The following is a 24,629-nucleotide window of genomic DNA, read 5'->3' as shown; positions in this document are numbered from 1 at the left end:
TGATAGAGGGCTTCCGCCGCGGCGATCAGTTTTTTCGGCGGGCCTGTAGAAGCTCGGCGGTGTAGGTCGACACCAGCGCACGCATCGCGCCTTGGTAGTTGTCCACCAGCAGGTCGAACGCCTCCTTGCCAAATGGCATGTCCGGCCCCTCCCAGGAGTCCAGGATTTCCGAGCACAGATCAAAGTCCTGATCTGCGGTCGAGCGGGAGGCTCGGCGCAGGAAGTCATCCAGGCCCTCTCGGGTCTTGTGTTTGAACGTGACCTTGATCGTCGCCGGATCTTCGCCGTGTCGCGGGATTTCCACGGGGACCGTGAACGTGGGCGATGCCTGCAGGTTGAATGTGACTTTGCTCATTGCCCCCCCTGCTTACGGCGTCAGCGGGTCGTATCGCGTGAACTCGGACGTCATCGAGAACGTCGCCGTGTTCTGCATGTTTTGGTCCAGGGTCATGGACGGGTCGCCATCAAAGGACGGGTACACGTAGTAATACAGCTCGCTGCCATTCGGCAGCCGCGCGCGCAGCGCTACCGGGTCTTTCATCGCGTCCGCCTCGACAAGGGCCTCGTACCAGGCCAGGGCCGGGTCGTAGTCCAGCGTCAAGGTCAGCAGCTTGGCGTTCTTAAACGTCGGGCGCTGCCGCTGGCGGCTGCTACGGTCTTCGACATAGCGCCATTGGAAGAACTGCTGCTCGCCGCCCGTCTTCTCGATGTTGGTGACCTGGGACAGGTCCACCCACGCATCCACCGGGACAAGCTGGCCGATACCTTGCCCGACCGGGTAGCGGACCGTGCTGACGGAATTGATTCCCTCCAGCGCCACGGAGTCAGCCGTGGGGTCGGCTGCGCGCACGATGCGCTCATTCAGCTCGGTCCAACCGGACTTCACCAGCAGGATGGCGCCGGCCGCCGGCGGCGCGGCCACCGACGCTACGGCCGGGTTGGCATTGGTCAAGGCCGTCATGGCCAGGGCCGCCCCGAGGGCGGTGGACACCGAGAAGACGGTGCCGTTCGGGAATTGCGCGCTCATTCGAGGCTCCTAAATAGGAAAACCCAGCTCTAGGCTGGGTCAGGTTGGGTAATACTGCACGTCGTAGCCCAGGGATATGGGCACGGTATGGTCGGTGTCGCCCGTGGAAGGCTGCCCTTCGCTGACTGGGGTGCGCACCCTCACTATCAGCGGACCGGACGCCATGCTCAGATTCACCGGGAATAGCGCGTCAAGCTCCGCGCCGATCTGCTCCGCCGATCGCGATCCAGACCCGATGGGCAGAACAACGTTGACCTGGAACAGGCCTCGATACTGCCGGTGATCTCCGGCCGCATCACGGCTGATCGTGGCAGCAGGCAGGAGATAGGCACGCAGATATACAGCGTTGGCCGGCCGAGTGAACTTCGTGTTCTGCCAGGCCACGCTCAACGCAGGCGTGCGGGCCTTGGCCCAGGTATTCAGCCGCCCCTCGAAGGCGTCACGGATCAAGTCCTGGCTCACTTCTTCGACCCCTTCGCCGCTTGGCTCACGTATTGCTGGAATTCCTGGGCGGTGAGCTTGACCATGCCATGCGGCGCCTGGTCAGACCACCCGTTTTCAAGCCGCACCGCATACGGCAACGAGTTTGACAGGAAGGTGACCCCGCCCGATCCGGTTTTGCCGATCTCGGCAATCAGGCGGCGCAACGTCATCTGTCCCTGCGGATCAACCCCGGGAGAGGTCGTGCGATCAATCCCAGCGGCGGAAAACTGCCAGTTCTGGCGAAACCGTCCAGTGTCCACTGGAGATTTCAGCACCACCCCCTGCGCCAGCAGCACCGTGGCCTCCCTTGTGGCTCGGTCAATGTCGCCATTGGCCCTCTGGATAAACCGGGTTATGTCAGCGGAAAAGCTCATGTCATCGCCTCAACTGGATTTCATAGAGCAACACGGCCCCAGTCGGCGCCAGGGCTTTGACGCTCACAACCCGCCAAGTCGCGCCCAGCGCCAGCACAAGATCCGCCGGTCTGGCAGCAGGCATCGGGCCGCCTGCTGCTTGCTCAGGGGCGAGGTACAGCTGCTTATCGCCCGTCTCTATGACTGAGCCGGACAGATTGGCAATTCCCGCCGCTTGTGCGGTGTAGTCGAACAACACTCCCACCCCGACGCTGTCGGTCTCGGTAGAGGGGGCCTGGCCTAGCGCCGGGTCGTACTCTCCCGTCTCGATCTGGCGTAACGTCACGGGCCCGCCGAACTCCTCCAGCAGCTCCTGGGCGGTGGCGGCCATCTCGGCATAATCGAAGGTGCTCATTACCGCGTGATCTCCACAGCCACCCGCCCAAATCGACGGACCTGCTTGATACCGTCGCCGCGAGCATTGACCACCACCTTCCCGTGGTCATCCACCTCATCGCAAACAACGACGCCCCGCCGAGTGTCAGCCATAACGCAGTGCGTCACCGGCGCGCCATCGAGCGTTACCAATACACGCAGACCGCGCCGACGCACGACGTTGTAGGCCCGGAATCCAGGATGCCCCTTGTATACACAGAACCGCATATCAGCTCCTCACTAGCTTCACGGATGACCCATAGGAGGACAGCCAGCGCCGAAGCATGGCAGTCACGCCGGCGTATTCCGTCTGCCCGTCCGCTCTTGCCCCCGTCGCGCTGGCGTACTTGGTGGTGATCGGCCCAACCGTCTTTTCCACTGCCGCACCAATCGTGGTGCTACTGACGTCCCTCCAGAGAGGGCGCAACTTGGCGCGCACCGCCAGTTCACAGCACGCGTTGACGACCTCCCGCGGCACACCCTGGGCGGCAGTCCGCGGCCACTCAAGGGCCTGAGCGCCGGTCAAGCGGGAGCCCTTGAACGTGTATTCGCCATCGAGGTAGAGCGCAGCATTGCGCAGCGCGGCCTCCAGGACAGAGTCATCCCCTGAAAAGTCCAGGCCATGCCCGGCAGCGTAGGCTTGGCATTGCGCAACGCTCGCATAGCTCTCTGCATCCGGCTTGCCGGTACCGTCTTCTACGATCAACATAATCGGTGCTCTCCACAGGCTGACGGAAGCCCCCGCGCGGGCAGGGGCGACCGTCAAACAGCGGTCAGGTCTGGGCGTCCGCCTTGGCCGCCTCGGCCTTGCCTTTCTGCCGATACTCCGGCTTCAGGGTGACCTTGGGCACGTCCTTGGCCGCGCCGTCGCGGCTCTCGGTGGCGTTGGCATCTACGATGCGCACGCCAGCCTTGGCCGCCTCGGCCTTGACGTCCTGCTCATAGCGGTAGAACGGGCCGGCCAGGTACCAGATGGGCAGTTTGGCTTTCTGGGTCATGATGGCTCCTTACTTGGAAGCGTCACCGATGGCGATCACGCCGGCGGTGTGCTTGATGTCGGTGGCCACCTTGTCCCAGTTGGTGCCCGTGGCCAGCTCGGCGTCGGTCGGCGACTTGCCGCCGTTGACCTCGTCCCAGGTATAGCCCTTGAGGCCCAGGCCGAAGGTGTAGTCCACCTGCATCGTGGTCTCGATGCGCTCCTTGCCGTTGGTGGTGTCGATGTTGGTGATCACGTCACCCGCATCGGTCACCGTCGCGGCGCCGGAGACCAGGCCCAGCACCTTCTGCAGGTTGGGCGTGCCCGTGGCGTACAGGGCCGGGGCATCGGTGACGACCACCGTCTTGCCCAGGATGTCGACCACGGTGACGGCGCCGTACTGGAACAGCTGCTGAGCGTTCGCCAGGTTCTGACCGATCAGCTTGTGGTAGACCTGGCCGCTCATGACGTTCGCCACGATCAGGCTGGAGCTGTCGCCAAACTTGGCATGCGCGTCGTTCAGCGCCGAATAGCTCAGGCCGGCAGTGGCGGAAGCGTCATTCGTGGCCGCCGCTTGGTTGCTGATGGCCGCCACCAAGGCCGCGATAGCGGTGTTGAGCTGATCCTGCAGCAGGGCTTCTGCAAAATTGCGCGAGGCGACTTCAATGCCTTCGGCGGTGGGCTTGTTCAGCCACGTCATTTGGCCAGGTTCGAAGCGGATGGGGCCGAAGCCGCCGGCGACCTTCACCGAGCTGTGCTTCAGCTGGGTCAGATCGGTCGGGGTCGCGTTGCCGTTGGCGGCGTAGCGATCGACGCGTCGGCGCGCGCTGTGGATGGCGGCATAGAACGATTCCTGGAGGAAGTCGCCCTCCCAGCCACCAGTCGACAGCATGATGGCGCCGCCGGAGGCCGCATTGAACTTCTGGATCTGCTGGCCGAGCGTCTCGATGATCGCCGGCATGATGTACTTGTTGAAAACCTGCATCTGCGAGAGAGACATGGTCGTTCCTTTTGCGTGGTGCGGGATCAACCCGCGAGTTCAGGAAATTGGGCCTTGAGGGCCGCCACGCGCTCATCGCGGGTGCCGCCCAGATTGCCCGTGGTCTTGCCACCACCACTGCCGCCCTGCCCGCCGCCGCCGCTGTTCGCGGGTGCGGTGACGAAGTGTTTGCCCTGATCGGTGCCGGCCCATTCGGTGACGTGGTCGGCCAGCGGCTTGTCACCGATGACCGCGGCACCGTCCTTGATGGCCGCCTGGCCGCGCAGCATCGCTTTGGCGGCGTCCATGAAGTGTGGCGCCACGCCAGCCTTGGCCAACGCGGTGGACAGGCCGCCGTCGATCAGGTGCTGGGTCAGAGCGCCATCCTTGTCGGCCAGGTCCTTGGTCAGCTTCTCGATCTGGCGGGCGCTTTCCTTGGTCACCTTGTCGAGCTGGCCGGTCAGCTCCTCGACTTGCGTCTGGAGGCGGGCATGTTCCTCGGGGTCAACTTCACCCTTCACCTTGGCCTTCACCGTGCGCAGCTCGGCGAGCAGCTCCTTGTTCTTGGCGCTCAGCGCCTCGGAGGAAGCGGCGACAGCCTCATCAATCAGGGCTTTCACTTCGGGGTCGTTACGATCAAGCGGCATTGTTTTGTCCTCTGGACGGTTGTAGGGCGCAGCCCGAAAACAAAGGGCCCCACCAGCTCAGCCAGTGGGGCCCAGAAAGCGAAAGGCCCGCGCAGTGGCGGGCCAAATGGGTATAAATCTCGATTACTTCAGGACAACGCGCTCTTTATTCATGAAGCACAGCGCGCACAGGAGAACCTTCGTTCCGCCCGACCACGATCGGCCAGACTCAAACACGCCAATGCGCGTCTCAATGACCTCGCGCCCACCGCATCGGTAGCACTGGATCATTTCCTTCGGCTTCGGGAGCGCCTTCACCCTTTTCAGGATTCGGTCTTTCTCCGTCTCGGCCGGCTTCGGGGCGTCAGGTACAAGGTGGAGGGTCATGAGGCTATTCTACGCCCGCACGGGCGAACGCAGCAGCATCCTTTGCTCGGAGTTGGGAAAGGGTCAGATACACGCCCCGGTCGTTGTAGAAGCTCTCCAACTTCAGCCCGCCGCGCCGGTACAGCGCGCCGCGGGTCGGGCCCAGGATATCGTCCTGTATCGCTGCAGGCTGCCCGCGAAGCCAGTCCGCATAGGTTGTCGTCGCCTGCACCTGCTTGCCCTTGCCGCGTGCGCTGTCCTTGTAATCCTTGGCTGCCCGACTCCCGAACAGGGGCTCGTCCTCCATCCCCTTGAGAATCGGCACCGAGCTACTGCGACAACACCAGTGGATTTTCCCTGGCCCAGCGCCCCAGGGCACGCGGTGTCCGATAGGCTGGTGACTCGCCGTATAGCGCAATCCATCGCGCAGTCGGCACGCCTGGCTTGTCCTGGAGTCCAGCGTACTGACCCAGGCCAGCGCCCCGATGATGTCGTCATTTGCCTCGTACCACCGGTCTCTTGCGAATCCGGCCATGTGACTGATGGCAGTCCGCACGACCGCCTCGGCGTGGCGGCGGTCGATCTCCAGGAGGCCATCCGTGTAGCCGCGCGCCCTGGTGCCACGCAGGCGCTGTACGACCTGCTGAAGAGTCTGCCCTTCAACATAGGCAATCCGAACAGCATCACGAATGCGCCGGGCGCGCCCCGCCTCCAGGCCGGCAATCCACTCTCTCAGCAGCTGGCCTTGAAACGGCTGGGCCATGGCTGCCGCATACACCTGCCCACCCGTGACGCCGCGAGCGGTGAATTCAATCCCGAGGGAATCGAACAGCTGCCCCTGATAGCCGACCTCATAGGCAGCAAGGTCGCGCAGCTCGGATTCAAGAGTGCTGCGGACCTGGGAATAGGCCTCAGCATTCAGCTTGCGTATGTCCTTCAGTAAGTCCTCCAGACGCGCCACAGTGAAGGCGCTGGCCGGGAGTCGCTCCATCGCGCGCGCTAGTTGCACCCCGAGGTCAGCGTCAACCCGGTTCAGCAGCGCTATGATCCTGCGCACCGAGCCGTTGCTGTATCGCACCAAATCAATGGCGTGGCGAACGGTGGCGTCATACAGCTCCGTCTGCGTTGTCGCCATCGCCCCCTCCCATCAAGCCGCGAGGTGGGCCCGCCGCCTCAATGCGGTCGCGCTCTTCCTCAAACGTTACACCGTCTTGAACCACGCCGCCGCGGCGCATGTTGTCGAAGAAGGTTTCGGGACTGATTGCCCCCGTCTGCAGGGCGTTGACCAGGGCCGTCAGATCCTGAGCGCTCAGCCCCACAGGGAAGAACTCAGTATTGAGTTGGACGTCCACCTCGCCGGCCGGCGCGCCAGCCCATTCAGCGGCCCACATGAAAGCCTTGGCGAGCGACCTCGAAACCCCCAGGGTGATCCCGCCCAGAACGCTGTTCTCGCCAGCGCGGTGGATCTTCGCGGTCTCGGCCGCCTCAGCGTCACGCTTCTCCGGCGCCAGGATGCGCGCGCCCAGGGTGGCCATCATGCCTTCCTTGCGCTCCAGGCTTTCCTTGATGCTGCTCAGCCCCTGGCCGGAAAACTCCAGGTATTTGGCTTTAGAGTCCGGCTCACCGAAGACCCATGCCTCAGCAGAGCCTATTTTCAGAGTTTCGCCGGCCTGCATTTGATGCCCTGTCACGACCGCCGTGGGCAGCGCCGTGAAGTGCAGCGCATGCTCATAGTCAGCTGAACCGCGATAGTGCGACATGTTCACGTCGACCAGATCGAGCAGTACAGGCTTCTGCGGATCAATCGACTCGCCATTGCGCCCGATCAAGACGAAAGGGATATAGGGCAGCCGCTGACCGCGCATAAGAGGGGTGTACTCGATTTCCGGCACGGTGAGGCTGCCGCGAAAGATGCGCACGCGATATCCGCCGTCAGCCAGGTCAAGCACCCGGTACTGGGTTTTCTCCTCGGCGGCGAACTCGTCTTTCTGCTCTGTGTAGGTTTCGGACAAGACCACCAGCACCAACTGGCTTACGCCACGGATCCGGGCGGTGCGCCAGTTAATGATCGCCTCGGCCTTGTACGTGGCCAAATACGGGCGCATGCCAGCGGCCTGGGCCTGGCCGACCGTCATGAACCCGCCGCTGGCGACCGGGTAATCGACCAGCACCCCGACCCGAGTCACATCGACCACCTCCTGGGTCACCTTCTCGATGAAGGTGTCCACCGGAGTGCCGGCCAGGTCCGCATCAGCGATCATTGGCTGCAACGCAGAAGGAAGTGTGACGGTGGGCTCCTTGCGGAACACCATACCGATCATTGCTTCCTCGGTGCGGGCAGTAGCGCCGTAAAAGAGCGCGCGCCCCTTGTAGGCGTCGTACTCTTCCTGGTCCTGGCCGGCCAGCTTCGGGAGATACTTCGTGCCGGCAGCATGCACAGCATCCTGGCCCTGCAGCGCGGTGCGGCAACGCTCCCAGCGCGGTGCAGCGGCCATGTAAAGCGGATGCCGGGTGTCGACGGGCATGGTCAAGTTCCTTTGAGTTTTATGCGGCTCATGCCGTTCGGTGTGATCGGGTAGCGGTGCACCAGGAAATAGCCCTGGGCGTCATTCGGGTGGTCATGCCCGGTGGACTTGTCCGGCTCCCCGCTCTTGTCGTAGGCCTGCTGCTCCAGCGCCTCGGTCAGTGTCGGGCACCGGTCGGTGTTAACCAGCCAGCGCCTGGCGCCTTCGTCGTTCAACAGCATGCCGTTCACGGCGTTGATTCGGTCCTTCACGGCCGGGTTTCGGCTGTTCACGCGTACGGTGAATCCAGCCTTGCGCAGAATGCTCAGGTCCGACTCGCTCGCGTTTTTGCTGCTGGTGTTGCCGCCGCTGGCGTCCGGGTAGATCGTGACGCCGTGCCCCTTGTCCTTGAACCGCTCCTTGAGCATTCTCGCCATCTCCGGCGTGTCGCGCACCTTCGTCAGCTCGCCCACCGTCAGTGGCAGGCCGGCCCGGATCACGTTGACGGTAGCCGTCATGTTCAGCACGTTGAAGTCCATGCCGATGTGCAGTTCTTCGTGCGGTTCCTCGGTCGCGTCAGTGTGGTGCAGGCGCCGGTCGAAGTTGGCGTAGACGCTACCGCTGGTCAAGTTGGTGAACTGCCCACGCAGGTACGCCGCGATCAGCTGAGGCGGGTAGCTCGCGCGCAGCGACGGGATGTAGTCGTCAGGCAGGTTCTTGCCGTTCTCGTAGGTGCTGGCCTGCACCAGACCGTACAGCGCGGCGAGCTCGGGCCGCTCGCGGACCTGCTTGACGAACTGCTGGTAGACGAACTTGAAACCCTCTGGCGTCGTGGTCACGTCCACGCCGTTGAGCAGGCCGGGCGCAGTGTGACGCAAGCGGGCGATGATCTTGCGCCAGGCCAGCGCGGCCTTGTCCGCCTTCATCACGTCCAGCTCGTCGATCAGCCCTTTCCCGATCTTGAAGCCGACGATGTCGCCCGGCTTCTCCATCGACCGGCAGATCACCGTGCCGCGGTATTTACGGCCGGCGAACAGGTGCACCTCCTTATTCGACTCGTTGATCTTGGCGGCCAGGCCCCAGTCGTGGGCCACCTCCTCGATCGTCGGGTAGAAGATGTCCCGGATCTGGCCGTAGGTCGGCGCGAAATACCCCGAGTTGACCCGGGGAAACTCCCAGGCGTGCCTACACAGGCCGGCCCCGCCGACCCAGGTTTTGCCGCTGCCGAAGCCGGCGACGAACGCTCGGAACTTGTGCGGCAGAGCCAGAAAACGAGCCTGTGGCTGGTTAAGGCTCGGCATCGGGGACACTCGCGTCCTTGACCTCGATTACCACCTTAACCGGCGGCGGCGCGTTGTCGTCGTTGGTCGGGTCCGGCTTGTCTCGCCAGAGGTCCGGGCGCCGGTTCTTCAGCCAGAAGATGCAGGCCGTCGTGTCCGGCGGGTAATGCCTGGTGGTGGGTGTCGTGACGATCACGCCGTCGCACACCCGGATATCGTCCTCAGCGTGCGTGTATCCCAGAGCGCGCTGATAGAGCCGGTCGGCCACCTCAGCGTCTGCCATGGCTTTGCCCCCATTTAGGGCCTGAAGAAACTCGGGGTATTGCTTCTTCCAGGTATTCAGCGTGCGCTCGGTCACATGGAAGAAATCGGCCAGGTCCTTGTCGGTGGCGCCCAAGCGGCATAGCTTGGCGGCCTGCTCCGCAAACCCGGGCTGGTACTTGGATGGTCGTGCCATGGCGCGGTCCCTCTGGGAGCGACGCCTCAGGCATCGATTCCGCGTTGAAAGTGATTCGGAATGCGCCCATCCGACTTACCCGCCCACGGGGCGAGCTGGGCGTATGCGGTTCTCGTCTGCCAGAACCGGCGACGAGGCCGGGGAGAAAGTCCCGCGCGCTTTGATCCCCCGCGCGGGCGCCCGTCTGGCTGGGCGGTGTCCTGGGGTAACATAAAAAAGCCGCCCTCAAGGCGGCTTCGGTCAAAAGCTAGCCCTTCACGGTTGGTCGCATAGGCGTAGAAGATGCCGGCAGCGCTGTGATCTGACTCCAGGACAGCTGGCCGACATTCTTCGGTTCGGACACAGCTCTCCATGCCGTGCCATCGTCCGCAACAGCAAATAGCACAGCCGCTCCAGCACTCCCGGTGGGGCCGCTCATCGGCACCGCCGTGATCGACAGAAACTTACGCATTGACGTATCTCCTCAAGAGTGGACGAAGCTCTATTGGATCATGCGACTGCGCAACGAAAAAGCCCCGGCCAATGGCTCGGGGCTTGTTTCTTCCGGACGCGCGACGTCCGCCTGTGGGCATCGGTCTCGTCGGTTAGACGGTAGTCTGTACGGATTGCGGTGGATTATGCCGTCGATTTTGAATTCGTGCAACAAAGTGCTCAAACTCGACAACGGCGCGGACAATAACGTCGTCGAACTCCCGCGCCCGAACTCCTTGGAACCGACAGATTATGTGCGGCGGCTGCAACAGCACGTAGTAGGCGCGTAGCATGGCCGTCTCCCTGGGCAGCCCTCTATACCCGGCCGCGAGACGCCAGCAACCCTCGATAAACTCTGCGTCTGGCTCGTTCCACTCCCGAACGGGTTCATTCTCCATATTTCGGGTCTGCCCCGCCCTGCGCGCCAGGTCGCGACAGATTTGGTACGTTGGCGACACCGCCGGCCGGCTGCGGTCGCGCATCACGTCGCCCCAGTTCTCCAAGCGTGCGTGGAAGTCGGCCGGCAGGCGATCCAGCAGCAGCTTCGGCGTCTTCATTGCCCTCGTTCCTCAAACAGACGGCACCGTTGCCCGACCTGGAACCCTTGAGAACACGCCAGAACCCGGCGCCCGTCAAACTCACTCTTGAGCAATTGAATGTGGCGGCAACCGGCGCAGCTGCGCACCGGTGGCGGTTCCTCGCGGCGCTCCAGCAGCTTAGCCGGATCGCCGCGCTCTGATTTGCGGGCCCAGGTCATGCAAACCTCTTTGCGTGGGTAAGTGAATGCGCGCATCGCTGGCAGCGTGGGAAGTTGCCCGGGATCAGCACAGGGATTTGGTGAGTATCGGCACCACGAAGGCCGCAGGTTGAATACACGAACCGGCCGCTCTCTGCGGATTCGGCGCCGCGCTGGAAGTAATGGGCCTTGTTACCGCGGAACGGCAGCGCCCCCCACCCCTTGAGGCGCACGACGGGCCACACGCCAATGGCAAGGCGACCGCTCATGCTTTGCTCTCCTGCTCAACCGCCCAGTGCAGGATGGCCAGCGCGTCGGCGTCGTTGTCGGTCTCCGGCCGGAAGCCCCGGGCCTTGGCCTGGGCCAGCATGGCGTCCTTGTTCGCGTTGCCCTTGCCCGTCCAGTGCTTCTTGATCGTGCCCACACCCACCGGCAACAAGCGCACGCGGTGGCCGTCTGCGACCATTTCCAGCATCGCCCGGAATCCGCCATAGGCGTGCGCGGCCAGGACAGCGCCCTTGCCGTGGGCTTTCACGTCCTCGAACACGATCAGATCGACGGCTTCCTCGGCGATGGTCTTCGACAGCCAGGCGCGGTATCGCTGCCACTTCTGGCCCGGCGTCCAGCTTGCGCGGGGAGTGAAAACCTCGGTGCCATAGCGAAGCGTGCCATCGCGCCGGCGCAGGGCGTAGCCGGTCTTGGTGCCCAGGTCGAGGGCCAGGATGTTGACGTTGAGGCCCGGCGACGTGGCCGCCGTAGATCCAGCATTGGCGCGGCGTGGCGAGGCATTGGGGGCCATTTCATGGCCACCCCGCGCCCAGGGGTCGGCGTCCGGCGAAACGTGCGCGCGCGCGAGTGTGCCCGCCATCGGATCGAGCGCAATGTCGGCCTGAGCGGTCATCAAGTCATGCTGAGTCATGCGAGGCTCCCAATCATGTCAATGGGCAGGCGACGCTTGTCGCCAACAAATTGCAGGCTTTCGGCGTGGCGCCAGAGCTGGATGCGCCCTTCCCATTCGCCGTGCCGGTTCTTGTCACAGATGAGCAGGCTGTCGGGGGTGTCCATCGTGTCAGCGGACAGTTCGCCGTCCTTGCGCAACTCGGCTTCGGCGATCCGCTCCTTTTTCTTGTTCCGCCAGACGGTCAGCATCTGATCCACTTGGTCGACGATGGCCCCCGAGCCCTTGGCCGCGAACTTGCCCGGCACCTGGTCCTCGTTCTCGCCCTTCTTGGCGTGATGCACCAGGTGGATGTGCATCTTCAGGTCACGGGCCAGCGTGCAGAGCATGTCCACGAAGTCTTTCTGGCCGTTGTAGTCGTCCTCGCCGCGCACGCACTTCATCAGGCTGTCGATGACCATGTGGCGGATCTTCAACCTGTCGGCGCAGTAGCGAATGACGGCGTAGAGCATGGCCGGGGTCACGGTGCCCTGCTGGTCGTACAGCCACAATCGATCCCGCGACCAGTCGATGAGGCGGTCCACGGCCTGAACGCTCGGGTGGGCGTTCATCGCGGTCTGGCGCAGCATCCGCTTGAGGGTGGACTGGGGCTTCATCTCGAACGAGGCGATGCAAACGCGCTCGCCCTGGGTGGCAAACCCGATGCAGGCCTGCCCCAGCAACTCGCTCTTGCCATGCCCGTTGATGCCCTGCCACAGAGTGACCTCGCCCGGGCGAAAGCGCAGCAAGTCATGCGTCTTGGGCCACGGAAGCTTGGCGCCCGTGATCTGGTCGCCCTGCTCGATGGTGCGCGCCAACTCGTCACGCCAGCACTCTGCCGCCAGCACCTTGGCCTGGGGCTCGGATTCGGCCATGTACGCCTGAAAGTCGATATCCCCGGATTGAATGATCTGACTCATGGATTCAGCTCCAAAAAGCCGCCTCCCGGGGTCCAGAGCATCGTGCCCCATTCGCCAGCGGCAATTATCTTGGCGGGGGAGAACGCGGCTGCGCGGCGCATCAGCTGCAGCGCTCGGGCCTTGCTGGGAGCCACCACGTGGACCACCAGGCCGACAACCGGGCGCAGATCAAGCGCAGAGGCGTTCTCGCCGTCGTGAATGTGGATGTCCGGCTGGCCGACGAATCGGCCATCGCTTACCTGCCCAATCTGGGCTTCGGGGTGCGTGAAGCGGCCGTAAGTCATGCCTTCTGGCACGCAGGTCAGCCACACGTCTGTCGGCCGGAAACCAGCCATGCGGGCACCGATGAGGGACTGATGACCGATCAAACCGCGCCCTCCCACGGAGAAGCGCCGCCCAGGGCGCCCTGCGACGCAGAGCCTGCGGACTTAGGGGCATAGAACGTGTCCCAAGCGTGCAGGATGGACTGCTCGATCGTCACGGCCACGTCGTGGCCATCAGCTCGCAGCCCATCGAGTTTGGTCACGGCCAGCTTGCGGGCCGCGTCGGTCATGGGCTTTTTCTTCTTCCGCCGCATTTCCTCGAATTGCCGCCAAGGTTCGGCAGGAATCCAGTCCGGCAGCGACCAGCCTTCCCCCCCCGCCGGGGGGTTAGGGGGGTTATCTTTATATTCTCTTCTCTTCTCTTCTCTAGGCGTCACTTTTGCGTCACGCGTTACGTCACGCGTTACGTCACTTTCCTGTTTTTGACGCTCTCGATAACGCTGTTGCCGCGCAGCAGATTTGGACTTGGAAGAGGCGTCCGGATCGACGTTGTGATCCTCAAAAAACCTTGGAAATACAAGGCCTTCATCGGTGCTGACGACCCAGCCGACAGCTTCCATTGCTGCACCCATGCCAGGCAATTCGGCGATATCGTCCAGCACGCTTGTGGTAACGGCGCGACACACCAAATCCGTGCCCTCAGCCTTTCCACGCAGCCGCATTACTCCCCACACCGAAACTAGTGCGCCGACCGTTACGTTACGCATAACGTTACGCGTTACGGTAAGGTGACGCTGGCAATGCTGGTTAACGTAACGCGCGAGTTCACCGTCTTCGTTCATCAGCAGGTCCGCCATCACGCACACGCGCGGGTCGCGGTACAGGTCCGTCCTCATCTTGATCCAATCACTGGCCATGGGCCTGCTCCTCGCTAAATTCAATGGCAGCAGCTTCTCGCGGACTGCCGGTCGGAATCCCGACTTTTTTTGGTTTGCCCATAGGGTCAACCGAAGCCGTGGACGGAATCCCATCTTTTTCACCGAGCTTCTTGGCGCGCACAGGCTCCCACCGGGTGTAGGCCCAGTCCCAAGTCGAGCGTTTGATCTCGCGGGCTATCCCGCTCTGGTCATAGAGCGCGTGGCAGAAGTGGCAGGCGGGAACCGTGAAACGGTCGTGGACCTTCAGCCCCATGCCCTTCCCTTCGTTCTGGTGGGCGGGCACGACTGTGGGATCTTCGGGATAGCTGCGGCAGCCAGGGAAGCCCAGATAGCAGGACTCCCCTTTGCACGCGGCCGTGTATTGCGGCGCATGGCCGGCGCGCTTCTTGGGCGCACGACGCTTGATGGCGGCACGCTGCAGCGTGGCCTGCCGCGTCAGGGTGGCGACGGGCTCACTTATGCGCCGGTCTTCCCCGGCGAAGGCCTGGGGGGTTCGCCGGGCACCAGTGGCGCGCAGCGGGGTCTTGCGGGTCAGTGGCGAGAGACGGAGCATCAGCGGGCCCCTCGCGCGCGGAACTCGACGCCCAGCTCGGCGCCAGAGGCTTCAACCTGCGTCAGGTACTGCGCCATGCCTTTCACGGTCAACTGCGTGGTGCTGCCCACCAGCGCGCGATCACCGCGCGGGGTGATCTGCCACTTCACGTAGCCCTCCTGGCACAGCTCAGGATCGAACTCTTCGGGCAGGAATTCGCGCTTGAAGTGTTCATGCCACGCCTCGGCACTGAAGCGCTTGCCGTTCACCCATGCCTGTTCAGCGATGTCTGCCAGCGGGCCGGCCCACATCAAGGCGTTCTGGCTCATCTTGCGCGGCTTGACGCGCTCGCGCACCACCAGCTCCAACGGCTCGTCGGCATCCAGCGGCAAATTGGCCAGATACGCTTGCGCGGCGGCCTGCTGGCTCTCACCACGGAGCAGAAAGGATTTCGGGTTGAGCAGACGCTGTCGCATCACTGCTCCCTCAGCGCACCACGACGGGCATTGCGCTCCATGCGATGCAGCAACACGCGGGCCGCGCGCAAGAGCGGGATCAGCGTATCTGCCTCACCCTGGTCAATCCGCTCGTCGGAGGTCGTCTGCACGGTAACGCTCGCGATCTTGCCGATCTCGGCGGACATCTCCATGAACTTCGCCTGTAGCGCCCTGGCCTCGTTGTCGTGCCCGCCAACGGGCTCAGGCGGAACGTCATCAACATGGAGCCCTTCCTGAGCGCACAGGGAAAGAAGCCACTCGTTCGACCGGTTGGCCGCGCCAGCATCCCGGCTGACAAACTCGGCCAGCAAAACCGCGACATCGACGTCGAGGTGGTCACGTCCGCGCAGCTTGCGGCGCAGTGATTCAGGATGCATCGACACATCCCGGCGATCGGACAGAAAGCGCGCAGCAGAGTCGACCCCGCCATCGCAAGCGCGGATGGCGTTGTAGAGCGCGTCGCGCCATTGGGTAACTGTGTAGTAGCAAGTCATTAGGCTGGAGCCCCCGTGATTTCAGCGTTTCCGGCTCATGCCCTGCTGGGTAGAGTGCGGATCATGGATAACTGGCCCCTCAGCCAAAGGCGGGGCGACGAATGGAAGGGAAATGACCGATACCGAAAAACTGCTTGAAACCGCCCAAGACATGGCGCGCCGTCGCTTTGATGACCCGTCCGAGCGGACGGTGATGGAACTCTTCCAAGCGCTGGCAGACGAGCGCGACCGGCGCGCCCTTGAGAGCGCCCAGGCTTTCTGTGCGACGGTGCATTGAGCAATGGGCCGCAGAATGGGCGCCCTGCCCCTTCCCCGTATGATTGGAGTTCTCACACAACAACCGCTTGGGAAAGGGGATAGGCATGGAAATCGACGCCCAGATATGGGTCACTTTGGGGCTGGCATTCTTGGCCGGCGCATTGAAACTGGCGAAAGACCGTCCGCGCCTGCTGGAGGAATGGGTGGACAAAATCACTGGCGCAATGTTTGTGGTGCAGATGCTGCTGATTGGGGCGTCGCTGATGCTTGCGTGGGTGCGCTGGGTCGTCGCCGCTCGATTGGATGGCGTAATGACAGAGGAGCATGTGCAGGCGCTGTTGTGGGTAGCGGTGGATATGGGGGATGCCGCCCGTCTCGTCGTCAAGGTCATACTTGCAACTATCGCGATTTCCGCCTTCGCCTGGCTTTTGCTGTGGTTCGGCCGCGCCTGGAACAAGTCAGCCATGCCAACGCCCCCAGGGGAGGGAAGCCAAAAGCCAGGAAGCAATCCAGACGTACGCAAGGAACGTCAGGATGCGTCCGTAGACGCTTCGAAGGGCGAGCCGAAGTAGTCGGGCCGCAAGGCGAAAGGCTGACCTACCCATGCCCCACCTCCTGCTGGGCCGCCTCCGGATCGCCCAACGCAGGCGCCTTCGCAAAGTAGTTGGCCAGCGCCTGAACAGTGTGAACGCGAGGATCTTTCACTTCGCCGTATCGCAGCTTTCTCAACGTGCTTTCTGGCACGCCAGAGAGCCGGGAGAGTTCCGAGAGATCGGAGTGTTTAACCTCGCGGAGCCGCGCCAAAACAGGGGGGAGGATTTCGGTATGTTCCATGCAGGACATTTTCAACCCGTTTATGGGTTACGTCAACCCACACTTGGGCTGAGAATCCCGGCATATTCCCAAATATGGGTAAACACGCTATGAAGATCCTTGCAGACAATCTGAACCGGATGATCGGGCCGGGCTTGAAGTTCGCCTCAAACGAAGCCGCCGCTAAGGCTTCGGGCGTCGGTCGCTCGACTATTGATCGTGCCCGTCGTGCTGAGGTCGCGCTTAGGATCGACAATCTGGCAGAGTTGGCGCGGGCCTGCGATATGGAACCGTGGGAGTTGTTGCATCCGACTCCTATCAACGCCCAGGAGAAAGGCGGCGATCGCTCGCCTGAAGAATGGCCTTTGCCTGGGATATCTCCCGATGATTTTCAGCTCATTCCAAATGACGAGCGCGAGGAGGTCATATCACTTGCCCGCTCTAAAGTGCAGCGCCATAAGGCTGCCGTGAGAAAAAGCGGATCACCACAAAAAGCGGCATGACCAGAGGCAGCTAACCCTAGTATGGTCCTGCGGTAAATTTTTAAAATGAATGTGACAAAATAAGAAAAACGGTTCTATCTATTGCCCCTTGGCTGACCAGCTACCAAGCTACCGGCAGCCAGTGGTAGTGCTGACTTCCTCCTTCCCAATCAACCAAGCAATGACCTAGGAGACACTGCATGATCCCAGCTATCGGCGTCATGATTGCCGCTTACATCATCACCAGGATGGTTGCCAGCTTGACCAAGCCCGATGTGAATAAGGTCGCTAAGGTGCTTGCGGTTCTCACGATCGTCGTGACCGTGATTTCAGTAATGGACCTGATGTCGGCATCTTCGTCAGTTCGGAATGGGATGCCAGCACTGATGCGCTAAGGGGAAAGCCGCGCACTAAATTCCTCGCATTACATGCAGCCGCCTACGGGCGGCTTTCTTTTTCTTCATTAACCCACATTTGGGTTGACAGCACCCATATTTGGGTTCAATATTCATCCAACAGCCCATTTATGGGTTGCCAACGCCTCACCACTCAGGCATCACCGAGTGCCGGCACGCTCTTTAACAACCAGCCAAGCGATAGAACAGGCCGATGGTCCGCAAGGACCGCTAGGCCCAGCACGCAACCCCCTACTGCTGAAGAAAGATCAGGGGCTATCGGTACGCGCCTTGCCCCGGGAGTGGGGCTATAGAACGCGTGCCGATTGAAGAGGTAGCGCCACGACCCAGAGCCGCGATGAGCGGGAGTTGCTGGGCGTGGCGTTGCTCCAGATTCATCTGCCTGCGCCGTGACAGGACGCAGACCGATGAAAACACCCGGTACGCCGGGGATCCACTGAGGAAAAACATGAGCAACCACGGCTGCTGCGCCGACAAGGCGTGTAGCGAAACTACTTGCATGGAACTGCCTGGAGGCCTTACCTGCGGTGACTGCGTTCATGAGCGTCGCTGTTGCATGATTTTTGGCCACACGCCCACAGACACCTACTGCGATTGGTTCCCCCGCCGGTTTCACGCAAAACCGACACAACACACGATCTCACCATCAACGCCTGCATAGCTGGGATATGAGCATCACCCAGGCTCAGGCACCCTCCCCGCTATATGGGAGGGCTATCAAGAGTGCGGCGGCGTGGAAGGACACGCGAAGCTGTAGCAGTGGCAGGTAGGCCAAAAATGCCGAACGAAGCCGCTGGAGCCAGTATCAAGCCTGGCCCGCACTCTTGATGGCAAACGCGCCGAGAAACCCCCACCGCCTGCCTTGTTTGCGCGTTCAGGCAGAGACCGTAAACCTCGACCGCGTCAGTGTCGAGGACCATCACATAGGCGGCGGCGTGGAAGGACACGCTTAAGGGCGCGGGGGCTATCCGAAAGGTGCTGTGCCCATGAACACCCCGCACGCCGGTATCCAACCCGGCCCGCCTGTGTGATGGCACGGAGAACCGTCCGAAAGGCCCGCAGTTGCGGGCGCGATTGGGCAGACGTCATGCCGTGGCACCACCTTAACCTGCACCGGGTCAGTGTGCAGGACCATCAAGTGAGGCCGCTTCGAGCCGCAAAATCATCGGCGTCGTGCTGCTCATACAGCAAAAGCGGCCTCTCTTGATGGTGAGCAGGAAACCAGCAGGCACCGGATCTTGTAATCCGGCGAGCCAGGATAACTGGGGTGATGTGCCGCTGGCCTCCCCGCCGCTGGAATACGGGTAGCTCCCGGCCACCATCAAGCCGACGTAGCCGATTTTGTCGCGGCAGAGCGCTGATACGGAGAGACGAAACGCGCAGCCTGGTGGGAGCCCGGCAACCGCAACGAGCGTGCAGCGCAATGGCCCGCCCAGGCGCACGCAGCAGACGAGCGGAATCCATACGGTCGGTGGAAGTCCGAGCCGGAGACGTAACCGGCACCCTCGCGCCCGTAGCTCAACTGGATAGAGCAGCGGTGTTCTAGGCCGTAGGTTGCAGGTTCAACTCCTGCCGGGCGCGCCACTTTCCTCGCAGCACCCCTCCCCCTCCAAGCCTCCCCGCCCATACCGCTGATTTCGAAGTCAGCGTGGTGGCGGCTGGCCGTGAGGATCGGACCGGGTGCTGCACCTAACTCTCCCCAAGAAGGAACAAGCCATGAACCTGTCAGCGACTCTTGACGACCCGCTGCGCACTGCGCCGCCCTTCGAGGGGCCACGGGAGCGCCAGCCCATAGACGAGCAGACCCTGCGCGACAGGATTGAGGCGCGTCTGGCGCCCCTGTTTGACCGCGCGCTGCAGCTTGACCATAACGTCGGCCAGATCGGCAGCGTCTATCCAGATCGGGCTGCTGCACTGCTCAATGACTGCGCGACCTCTGAGGTGCGGGACGCCTTCGCTGCCCTGGTGCGCGCCGCAGCGCGTCCCTCACGTAGTCAGGAGCCGGCCATCGTGCTGTCCCTGCTGAATCGCTGGCTGACGATGGCAAAACAAGCCGCGCTTGCCGATCTGGTGGCCGCTGAGCTGGTTGGGCCACGCATCACCTTCGAGGCGCGCCAATGAGCACCGCCCTTTTCATCCTGTGCGGCCTCGCTGCCGCCTATCCCTTTGCCCTGGCCGGTGATCGCGCTATGGCGTTTCTGAGGAAGACAGCATGACGACGAAGCTATCTGTCGACCAGGCATTCGATCGCGACATCCCGGCCGAGCACCGCGACGACGTGATGCAAATGATCTGCGAAGCCGCGCAAGCTGACGGCTATCACCCGCAGCACGTCAGCATCCTGGACCGCGACCGTATCGACGCGATCAACGTGCGCGCCGAAGGGATCCTGACCTTTGGCGGCCGCGAATTCGCATTCATCGTCCGTGATGGCAACTGGGACGGGACGGTTCTGGAAGGCTGGGAAGAGGCCGGAACGCAGACATTTGAGCCGACGCCGCGCACGGAATGGGCCCTCGCCCCGATACCGTCATTGGTCAGCAATGCGATAGCAAAGGGTCAAGGTCCGTTCCTGGTGGAAAAGTGGGACATCTTCATCCAGCGGCCGGCCATCGCCCGGATCACCGGCAGCTACGCCTATGACCGAATGGTGCAGCCCGGCCTGAAGGTCGAACAGTACTGGAAGGCCGAGGCCGAAAAGCATCAATTCGTCATCACCGACAAGGAAAACGCGGACGAGATCCGCGCCCGATTGCTCGCCGCCCGAGGTGCCCAATGACTCGCCTCCGCACCCTCTCCCGCCGCGCCCTGGCCCTGTACCTGCTGGCCTACCGCAAGCAGTGGGATATCAACGTCGCCTGCTACGGCCTGTGCAGCGCCGCCATCGTCTTTTCCCTGCTGCTGATGACCGGCGTCATCGGCCCGACCCTCGACGCCCACAGCGAACCCATCCACACCGCCAGCGATGGCGGGAAGACCGCGTACGCGGCGAAGCACCCCTAAAGGAACCCAGTCATGACCGACATTGCAGACGAAGTGCTCGACGCACCCGCCAAGATCAAACAGTACAGCCCTATCGAGGCCGGCCTGGCCAAACTGCGTGAACAGTTCGCCGGCGTGGTGTTCGACGTTACGACCACCAAAGGCCTGGAGGATGCCAAGGCGGCGCGCCAGGCGATCCGCGCGCCCCGCTATGAGCTGGAGAAAGCCCGCAAGGCACTGAAAGCCCCCGCCCTGGAGTATTCCAAGCGCATCGACAGCGAGGCCAAGCGCATCGAGGCCGAGCTGCTGGCGCTCGAAACCCCGCTGGATGAAGCCATCAAAGCCGAAGAGGCCCGCAAGGAAGAAATCAAGGCAGCCAAGGCGCGGGAAGAGCTGAAGCGACAACAAGATATCCAAGAACGGCTTGACCATATCCGGGACTTCGCCACCAGCGCCGCCGGTCTTTCGTCGGCCAAGATCGAGGCGATGCGCGAGACCCTGGCCGAATTTCAGATCAGCACCGAGCTGTACGCGCATCGCGCTGGTGAAGCCATGCTGTTGCAGGAGGAAACCCTCGCCAAGATGGACCAGCTGCACAGCGCTGCCCTGGCGCAAGAGCGGGAGGCCGCGCGCCTTGCGGCAGAGCGCGCCGCAATGGAGCGCCAGCGGCAAGAGCAGGAAGCCGCCGCACAGCGCCAGCGCGAGGCAGAAGCCGCCGAACTGGCGCGCCAGCGCGCGGAGCTGGAGGCCGAGCAGCGCCGCATGCAGGAAGAGCGTGACGCAGAGCATGCCCGTCAAGAAGCTGCGCGCGCCGAACAGGCCCGCAAGGATGCCGAGGCGGCCGCCGAGTTGCGCCGCCAGCAGGAGGCCATCGACCGCCAGCGCCGCGAGTTTGAAGCGCAGCAGGAGGCCGCCCGCCGCGCCGAACAGGAGCGTGCCGAGGCAGAGGCCCGCGCACTGCGCGAGAAGGAAGAAGCCGAGCGCCGCCGCATCGAGGCGGAAGCCGCCGCCGCGCGCGCCGAAGAAGAGCGCCGCCAGCGCATCGAGTTTGAGCGGCACGGCCCCGGCGATGCCGAAATCGTGCGCGTGCTGGCAGATCACTACCGAGTCAGCAACGGCGACGTGATCGCGTGGCTGACCAAGTTCAACGCCGAAACCATCGACCAGGCCCTGGCCGCCTGACCACCATCAACGCCCGGCCAAGTCTCGGGCAGGAGATACCGCAATGTCTGAACTGACCACCGCCGCGCCCGCCCTGGACCTGCCGGCGCATGACACCACCATCACCGGCCTGGTGCTCGACGGCCGCAACATGGACAGCATGATGCGTGCTGCCGAACTGATGGCCGGCGGCCGGGCTACCGTGCCGAAGCATCTGCAAGGCAGCCCGGCTGACTGCATGGCCGTCATCATGCAGGCGATGCAATGGGGCATGAATCCCTTTGTGGTCGCGCAGAAGACCCACATCGTCAACGGCCAGCTTGGCTATGAGGCCCAACTGGTCAACGCCGTATTGCAGGCATCCGGCGCTATCAAGGGCCGGTTCCACTATGAATACCGCGGCGAAGGCGGCGCACTGGAGTGCCGCGCAGGGGCAGTGCCTGCCGGAGAAACCGAGCTGGTGTGGACGGAATGGCTCAAGTCCAGCGACGTGCTGGTAAAGAACTCGCCACTGTGGAAGACCAACCCCAAGCAACAGATCGGATATTTGCAGGTCAAGAACTGGGCCCGTGCCTTCAAGCCCGGCGCCATTCTCGGGGTCTACACGACCGACGAGCTGCAGGACTCCCCGCCGATGGAGCGCGATATCACCCCGCGCACCGCTGCTGAGTTTGCCGAAGCGGCAAAACCGCTCCCCACCGCAAACGTGGATCGCAAGCAGGTCATCCGTGACCTGGAAATGATCGCCCGGAGCGATGACCCTGCAGCGCAACGCATCGCCGAGCTGGAAGCCGCCTGGAAAGGGCTCACCAAGGATGAGCGCGTGGCTGTTGGTGCCGAAGAAATCAAGCGCCTGCAATCCATAGCAGCAGTCGAAGACGCGACCCAGGTTGACGCCCAGGAGCGCCCGGGTGGGGCAGCCGCCGACGACAGCGGAGCGAGCAGCTATGGAGAGGTGCGCGGATGAATGCCCCTGCCCAGCGCACGGACGGCTGGCGCCAGGAGCGCGCTGGCTGCCTCACCGCCTCGACGTTCAAGGACATTCTCGCGGTCAAGCGTGACGGCAGCCCGACCGCCGAGCGCGCCAAGCTGATGCGCGTCAAAGCGTTTGAGCGTCTTTCAGGCATCCCGCAGCATGAACTGGGGGGCAAGGCGTTGTCCTGGGGCCGCGATCTCGAAGAGGCCGCCAACGCGGCATACATGATCGAAACGGGCGGCGTCATCGTGGCCTCGCCGTTTCTGGTTCATCCGGTCTATTCGTTCATCGGCGCATCCCCTGATGGCCTGGTCGGGGCAACTGGCGGCATCGAAATGAAGTGCCCACACGACGAGGCTGTCCATATCCAGACTTGGCTGGAAGGCATGCCCGCCGACCACACGGCCCAGGTGCAGGGAAATCTGATGGTCACCGAGCGCGAGTGGTGGGATTTCATCAGCTATGACCCGCGTATGTCAGCACCTTGGCGGCTCTATGTCCAGCGCATCTACCGAGACGAGGCCTATATCAAGACCCTCCTGATTGCTCTGCTGCAGTTTGAAGCAGAGCTGTGCGAGATGGTCGAAACGCTGCGGCGCAAGGCCGCCTGATCTCCCAGGGCGGCGCCGCAACCGAGGAACCCCCAGGCGTCGCCCGCCTAATTTCCCAACGTAGCAACCACTGGAGCCCTGCCCCATGTTCAGCATCCAAGAGCAAGAGTGCCGCATGCACTTCGACTCCAACACCAAGAAGGACGACCAGCCGTCAGCCACTCTGCAATTCACGTACCGCACGAGCAACGACGTGCTGTCGGAATTCAGCCCCGACTTGAAATCGTCCCTCTACCGCCGTCCGCGCCAGGACGAAGGCGATATGGCCGACAACGCAGACCCCCGCCTCGACGACCCCGGCTATCTACCGTGCCTGAAGTTCCCCAACATGCAAAACAAGGTCGCGCTGTCTGAAAAGGTCGTCGGTGCGACCGTGATCGTGCACCACGGCATCGGCGGCAAGTCCGACCTGACCATGGAGGAATGCACCGTCAGCAAGTTCCGCCTCGATCCGCAGGAAGGCGGCACCGTGGTGGTGTCGATGGAGGTCGACTGCGTGCCCACCAAGGAACAGGCCGGCGAGCTGCACATGAAGCAGAACCAGGATGTGGTGGTGTCCATCGTACCGCCCGCCGCCGACGACGGGCAATTGCAGCTCTAACCCATCAATGGCCGGCCCGGTGGCGACTCCCTCCCCCACTCCCCGCAATGCTGCCGGTGCCGGCCGCCCTACACAGAGAACGACCATGACCGAGTTCACCCCCTCTCTTTGCCATGAAGCCGCGCAACAGGCCATCGGCGCTTACATACAGCAAGTTGGTGCATATGGCGATGCCGAGAAGTGCCGAAAGGCATTGCAGATGTTGGTGAGCACCGCCGCACTCGGTTATGGGTCGCTGTGCAACCAAACGGCGACCATCGACATGATGCTTCGCACGTCCGCCCACGTCGCGGCTCGCATGGAAAGCGGGAACGCCTACCCGACGGAGACTGTTCAATGAGCACCCCCGCCCCTCTCAACCGCCAGCAGCGCCGCCAGCTCGCCCAGCAGCAGGCCCGCCAGCGCGCGATACGCCGCGTCGAGCGGCCCGTCCATATACCGATGCTGGTCAAAGCCCAGTACACGCTGGAGCCGCTGGAGTCCGTCATCGACCAGATCGAACGCACTGGAAACGTAGACACCGACCAGCGCGGAACGCCGATTTTCTTCTGCAACGCCGACGGCGGCTGGTACGAGAGCGCCCCGGCCATCGACGGCATGGCCGACTTCTTCGACATGTGGGCCATTCGCCACGACAAGCCGCTCGATGTAGCCCCGCTGCGCCAGCTGGCCGCGCGACTGGCAGCCGGCATGCCCCTGGATCGGCCTCTGATGGCCGGCCTGCAGGCATTGCTGCCCCGCCTTCGCCGCGTGGCATCCACCCTCGACGCCGGCGAGGCAATCGACCTGCTGCGCGGAACCCAGATCAACGAAGCACGCAAGAAACTGGAGGCCAACTCATGAAGCAACAGATCATCAGCCTGCTGGAGCGGGCGAAGGAAAACGGTACGACGATTGGGGATGTGCTGGCCGAGGTGCGGGGGATGCGCCCGGTATGCCTTACCTGCGACGATCACGGCGCCGTTGGCAACATTCTGGATACCGTGCAGTGCCCAGACTGCTCCCAGCATGCCGAAAGCAAGTTGGAATGGATTGCCACCCCAGATATCAGGGAT

The 24,629-nt window shown here is 63.0% G+C and carries 37 protein-coding genes and 1 tRNA gene; 15 read left to right on the top strand and 23 right to left on the bottom strand.

The window, feature by feature from the left end:
* Positions 1–25 precede the first annotated feature (25 nt).
* The 22 genes from A7V84_RS13050 to A7V84_RS12940 form a co-directional block, all read right to left on the bottom strand.
* Entirely contained in the window at positions 26–355 is a 330-nt protein-coding gene (locus A7V84_RS13050; RefSeq protein ID WP_063492216.1) for a phage tail assembly chaperone, read from the bottom strand.
* A gap of 12 nt (positions 356–367) precedes the next feature.
* Positions 368–1,027 carry a phage tail protein gene (locus A7V84_RS13045; RefSeq protein WP_063492215.1) on the bottom strand — a complete coding sequence of 220 codons (660 nt, stop codon included), beginning with the start codon at positions 1,025–1,027 and terminating at the stop codon, positions 368–370.
* A 39-nt stretch (positions 1,028–1,066) separates the two neighbouring features.
* Positions 1,067–1,489, bottom strand: coding sequence for a DUF4128 domain-containing protein (locus tag A7V84_RS13040; protein ID WP_063492214.1), 423 nt, complete (start codon positions 1,487–1,489; stop codon positions 1,067–1,069).
* Positions 1,486–1,884 carry an HK97 gp10 family phage protein gene (locus A7V84_RS13035; protein WP_063492213.1) on the bottom strand — a complete coding sequence of 133 codons (399 nt, stop codon included), beginning with the start codon at positions 1,882–1,884 and terminating at the stop codon, positions 1,486–1,488. Before A7V84_RS13035 ends, A7V84_RS13040 begins: the two co-directional genes overlap by 4 nt.
* A 1-nt stretch (position 1,885) precedes the next feature.
* Positions 1,886–2,278, bottom strand: coding sequence for a hypothetical protein (locus A7V84_RS13030; RefSeq protein ID WP_063492212.1), 393 nt, complete (start codon positions 2,276–2,278; stop codon positions 1,886–1,888).
* 249 nt (positions 2,279–2,527) lie between these two features.
* Positions 2,528–3,007 carry a DnaT-like ssDNA-binding protein gene (locus A7V84_RS13020; protein ID WP_115638883.1) on the bottom strand — a complete coding sequence of 160 codons (480 nt, stop codon included), beginning with the start codon at positions 3,005–3,007 and terminating at the stop codon, positions 2,528–2,530.
* Between the two features lie 64 nt (positions 3,008–3,071).
* Positions 3,072–3,296: a hypothetical protein gene (locus A7V84_RS13015; RefSeq protein ID WP_063492210.1), complete on the bottom strand. Its 225-nt coding sequence runs from the start codon at positions 3,294–3,296 to the stop codon at positions 3,072–3,074.
* 9 nt (positions 3,297–3,305) lie between these two features.
* Positions 3,306–4,274 (bottom strand): major capsid protein, encoded by a 969-nt coding sequence (locus A7V84_RS13010; RefSeq protein WP_063492209.1) that lies wholly within the window; start codon positions 4,272–4,274, stop codon positions 3,306–3,308.
* Positions 4,275–4,300: 26 nt separating this feature from the next.
* Entirely contained in the window at positions 4,301–4,900 is a 600-nt protein-coding gene (locus tag A7V84_RS13005) for a hypothetical protein (RefSeq protein ID WP_063492208.1), read from the bottom strand.
* A 370-nt stretch (positions 4,901–5,270) separates the two neighbouring features.
* Positions 5,271–6,380, bottom strand: coding sequence for a phage minor head protein (locus A7V84_RS12995; RefSeq protein ID WP_063492206.1), 1,110 nt, complete (start codon positions 6,378–6,380; stop codon positions 5,271–5,273).
* On the bottom strand, positions 6,352–7,770 hold the full coding sequence (locus A7V84_RS12990; RefSeq protein ID WP_063492205.1) for a DUF4055 domain-containing protein: 1,419 nt from the start codon (positions 7,768–7,770) through the stop codon (positions 6,352–6,354). The genes A7V84_RS12995 and A7V84_RS12990 overlap by 29 nt, the downstream gene beginning before the upstream one ends.
* 2 nt (positions 7,771–7,772) lie before the next feature.
* Positions 7,773–9,050, bottom strand: a complete 1,278-nt coding sequence (locus tag A7V84_RS12985) for a terminase large subunit (protein ID WP_063492204.1) — start codon at positions 9,048–9,050, stop codon at positions 7,773–7,775.
* Complete coding sequence (locus A7V84_RS12980; RefSeq protein WP_063492203.1) at positions 9,037–9,486, bottom strand: helix-turn-helix domain-containing protein; 450 nt, start codon at positions 9,484–9,486, stop codon at positions 9,037–9,039. Before A7V84_RS12980 ends, A7V84_RS12985 begins: the two co-directional genes overlap by 14 nt.
* Before the next feature lie 584 nt (positions 9,487–10,070).
* A complete protein-coding gene (locus A7V84_RS12975; RefSeq protein ID WP_063492202.1) occupies positions 10,071–10,514 on the bottom strand; it encodes a hypothetical protein in 444 nt (147 codons plus the stop codon).
* A 196-nt stretch (positions 10,515–10,710) separates the two neighbouring features.
* On the bottom strand, positions 10,711–10,962 hold the full coding sequence (locus tag A7V84_RS21175; RefSeq protein WP_127070812.1) for a hypothetical protein: 252 nt from the start codon (positions 10,960–10,962) through the stop codon (positions 10,711–10,713).
* A complete protein-coding gene (locus tag A7V84_RS12970; protein WP_063492200.1) occupies positions 10,959–11,612 on the bottom strand; it encodes a RuvC family protein in 654 nt (217 codons plus the stop codon). The genes A7V84_RS21175 and A7V84_RS12970 overlap by 4 nt, the downstream gene beginning before the upstream one ends.
* Positions 11,609–12,550 carry an AAA family ATPase gene (locus tag A7V84_RS12965; protein WP_063492199.1) on the bottom strand — a complete coding sequence of 314 codons (942 nt, stop codon included), beginning with the start codon at positions 12,548–12,550 and terminating at the stop codon, positions 11,609–11,611. The genes A7V84_RS12970 and A7V84_RS12965 overlap by 4 nt, the downstream gene beginning before the upstream one ends.
* Positions 12,547–12,918, bottom strand: coding sequence for a hypothetical protein (locus A7V84_RS12960; RefSeq protein WP_063492198.1), 372 nt, complete (start codon positions 12,916–12,918; stop codon positions 12,547–12,549). Before A7V84_RS12960 ends, A7V84_RS12965 begins: the two co-directional genes overlap by 4 nt.
* Positions 12,915–13,730, bottom strand: coding sequence for a hypothetical protein (locus A7V84_RS12955; RefSeq protein ID WP_063492197.1), 816 nt, complete (start codon positions 13,728–13,730; stop codon positions 12,915–12,917). Before A7V84_RS12955 ends, A7V84_RS12960 begins: the two co-directional genes overlap by 4 nt.
* Positions 13,720–14,304: a DUF1364 family protein gene (locus tag A7V84_RS12950; RefSeq protein ID WP_115638884.1), complete on the bottom strand. Its 585-nt coding sequence runs from the start codon at positions 14,302–14,304 to the stop codon at positions 13,720–13,722. The genes A7V84_RS12955 and A7V84_RS12950 overlap by 11 nt, the downstream gene beginning before the upstream one ends.
* Positions 14,304–14,759 (bottom strand): recombination protein NinB, encoded by a 456-nt coding sequence (locus A7V84_RS12945; RefSeq protein ID WP_063492196.1) that lies wholly within the window; start codon positions 14,757–14,759, stop codon positions 14,304–14,306. Before A7V84_RS12945 ends, A7V84_RS12950 begins: the two co-directional genes overlap by 1 nt.
* Positions 14,759–15,274, bottom strand: a complete 516-nt coding sequence (locus A7V84_RS12940) for a phage regulatory CII family protein (protein ID WP_063492195.1) — start codon at positions 15,272–15,274, stop codon at positions 14,759–14,761. Before A7V84_RS12940 ends, A7V84_RS12945 begins: the two co-directional genes overlap by 1 nt.
* 112 nt (positions 15,275–15,386) lie before the next feature.
* On the opposite strand from A7V84_RS12940, the gene A7V84_RS21500 reads away from it, so the two are divergent.
* Both A7V84_RS21500 and A7V84_RS12935 read left to right on the top strand, forming a co-directional pair.
* Complete coding sequence (locus A7V84_RS21500) at positions 15,387–15,551, top strand: hypothetical protein (protein WP_167350353.1); 165 nt, start codon at positions 15,387–15,389, stop codon at positions 15,549–15,551.
* A gap of 85 nt (positions 15,552–15,636) precedes the next feature.
* A complete protein-coding gene (locus tag A7V84_RS12935) occupies positions 15,637–16,104 on the top strand; it encodes a hypothetical protein (protein WP_063940007.1) in 468 nt (155 codons plus the stop codon).
* A gap of 25 nt (positions 16,105–16,129) precedes the next feature.
* Here the strand turns inward: A7V84_RS12935 and A7V84_RS12930 are convergent, their stop codons facing one another.
* The gene (locus tag A7V84_RS12930) at positions 16,130–16,366 is read right to left on the bottom strand and encodes a helix-turn-helix domain-containing protein (protein WP_063492193.1); all 237 of its coding nucleotides are present in this window, start codon (positions 16,364–16,366) and stop codon (positions 16,130–16,132) included.
* Between the two features lie 89 nt (positions 16,367–16,455).
* On the opposite strand from A7V84_RS12930, the gene A7V84_RS21170 reads away from it, so the two are divergent.
* The 13 genes from A7V84_RS21170 to A7V84_RS12870 form a co-directional block, all read left to right on the top strand.
* On the top strand, positions 16,456–16,848 hold the full coding sequence (locus A7V84_RS21170; RefSeq protein WP_127070810.1) for a hypothetical protein: 393 nt from the start codon (positions 16,456–16,458) through the stop codon (positions 16,846–16,848).
* Positions 16,849–17,027: 179 nt separating this feature from the next.
* Positions 17,028–17,222 carry a hypothetical protein gene (locus A7V84_RS12925; RefSeq protein ID WP_063492192.1) on the top strand — a complete coding sequence of 65 codons (195 nt, stop codon included), beginning with the start codon at positions 17,028–17,030 and terminating at the stop codon, positions 17,220–17,222.
* A 1,528-nt stretch (positions 17,223–18,750) separates the two neighbouring features.
* Positions 18,751–18,827, top strand: a tRNA-Arg gene (locus A7V84_RS12920).
* Between the two features lie 132 nt (positions 18,828–18,959).
* Positions 18,960–19,364: a hypothetical protein gene (locus tag A7V84_RS21165; protein ID WP_063492191.1), complete on the top strand. Its 405-nt coding sequence runs from the start codon at positions 18,960–18,962 to the stop codon at positions 19,362–19,364.
* A 91-nt stretch (positions 19,365–19,455) separates the two neighbouring features.
* Positions 19,456–20,022 carry a hypothetical protein gene (locus A7V84_RS12910; RefSeq protein ID WP_063492190.1) on the top strand — a complete coding sequence of 189 codons (567 nt, stop codon included), beginning with the start codon at positions 19,456–19,458 and terminating at the stop codon, positions 20,020–20,022.
* Entirely contained in the window at positions 20,019–20,246 is a 228-nt protein-coding gene (locus tag A7V84_RS12905) for a hypothetical protein (protein ID WP_063492189.1), read from the top strand. Before A7V84_RS12910 ends, A7V84_RS12905 begins: the two co-directional genes overlap by 4 nt.
* A 12-nt stretch (positions 20,247–20,258) precedes the next feature.
* A complete protein-coding gene (locus A7V84_RS12900) occupies positions 20,259–21,407 on the top strand; it encodes a coiled-coil domain-containing protein (RefSeq protein WP_063492188.1) in 1,149 nt (382 codons plus the stop codon).
* 43 nt (positions 21,408–21,450) lie between these two features.
* A complete protein-coding gene (locus A7V84_RS12895; protein ID WP_063492187.1) occupies positions 21,451–22,353 on the top strand; it encodes a RecT family recombinase in 903 nt (300 codons plus the stop codon).
* Positions 22,350–22,973: a lambda exonuclease family protein gene (locus A7V84_RS12890; RefSeq protein ID WP_063492186.1), complete on the top strand. Its 624-nt coding sequence runs from the start codon at positions 22,350–22,352 to the stop codon at positions 22,971–22,973. Before A7V84_RS12895 ends, A7V84_RS12890 begins: the two co-directional genes overlap by 4 nt.
* 85 nt (positions 22,974–23,058) lie before the next feature.
* Positions 23,059–23,574 (top strand): hypothetical protein, encoded by a 516-nt coding sequence (locus A7V84_RS12885; RefSeq protein ID WP_063492185.1) that lies wholly within the window; start codon positions 23,059–23,061, stop codon positions 23,572–23,574.
* Positions 23,575–23,659: 85 nt separating this feature from the next.
* The gene (locus tag A7V84_RS12880; protein WP_063492184.1) at positions 23,660–23,914 is read left to right on the top strand and encodes a hypothetical protein; all 255 of its coding nucleotides are present in this window, start codon (positions 23,660–23,662) and stop codon (positions 23,912–23,914) included.
* On the top strand, positions 23,911–24,417 hold the full coding sequence (locus A7V84_RS12875; RefSeq protein ID WP_063492183.1) for a hypothetical protein: 507 nt from the start codon (positions 23,911–23,913) through the stop codon (positions 24,415–24,417). Before A7V84_RS12880 ends, A7V84_RS12875 begins: the two co-directional genes overlap by 4 nt.
* A partial coding sequence (locus A7V84_RS12870; protein ID WP_156508022.1) for a hypothetical protein occupies positions 24,414–24,629 on the top strand: 216 nt, incomplete at its 3' end. The genes A7V84_RS12875 and A7V84_RS12870, both read left to right, overlap by 4 nt.

Origin of the sequence: Bordetella trematum, from assembly GCF_900078335.1 — a bacterium.
GTDB classification, from domain to species: Bacteria; Pseudomonadota; Gammaproteobacteria; order Burkholderiales; family Burkholderiaceae_B; genus Bordetella; species Bordetella trematum.
This window is presented reverse-complemented; position numbering and strand designations above follow the sequence as displayed.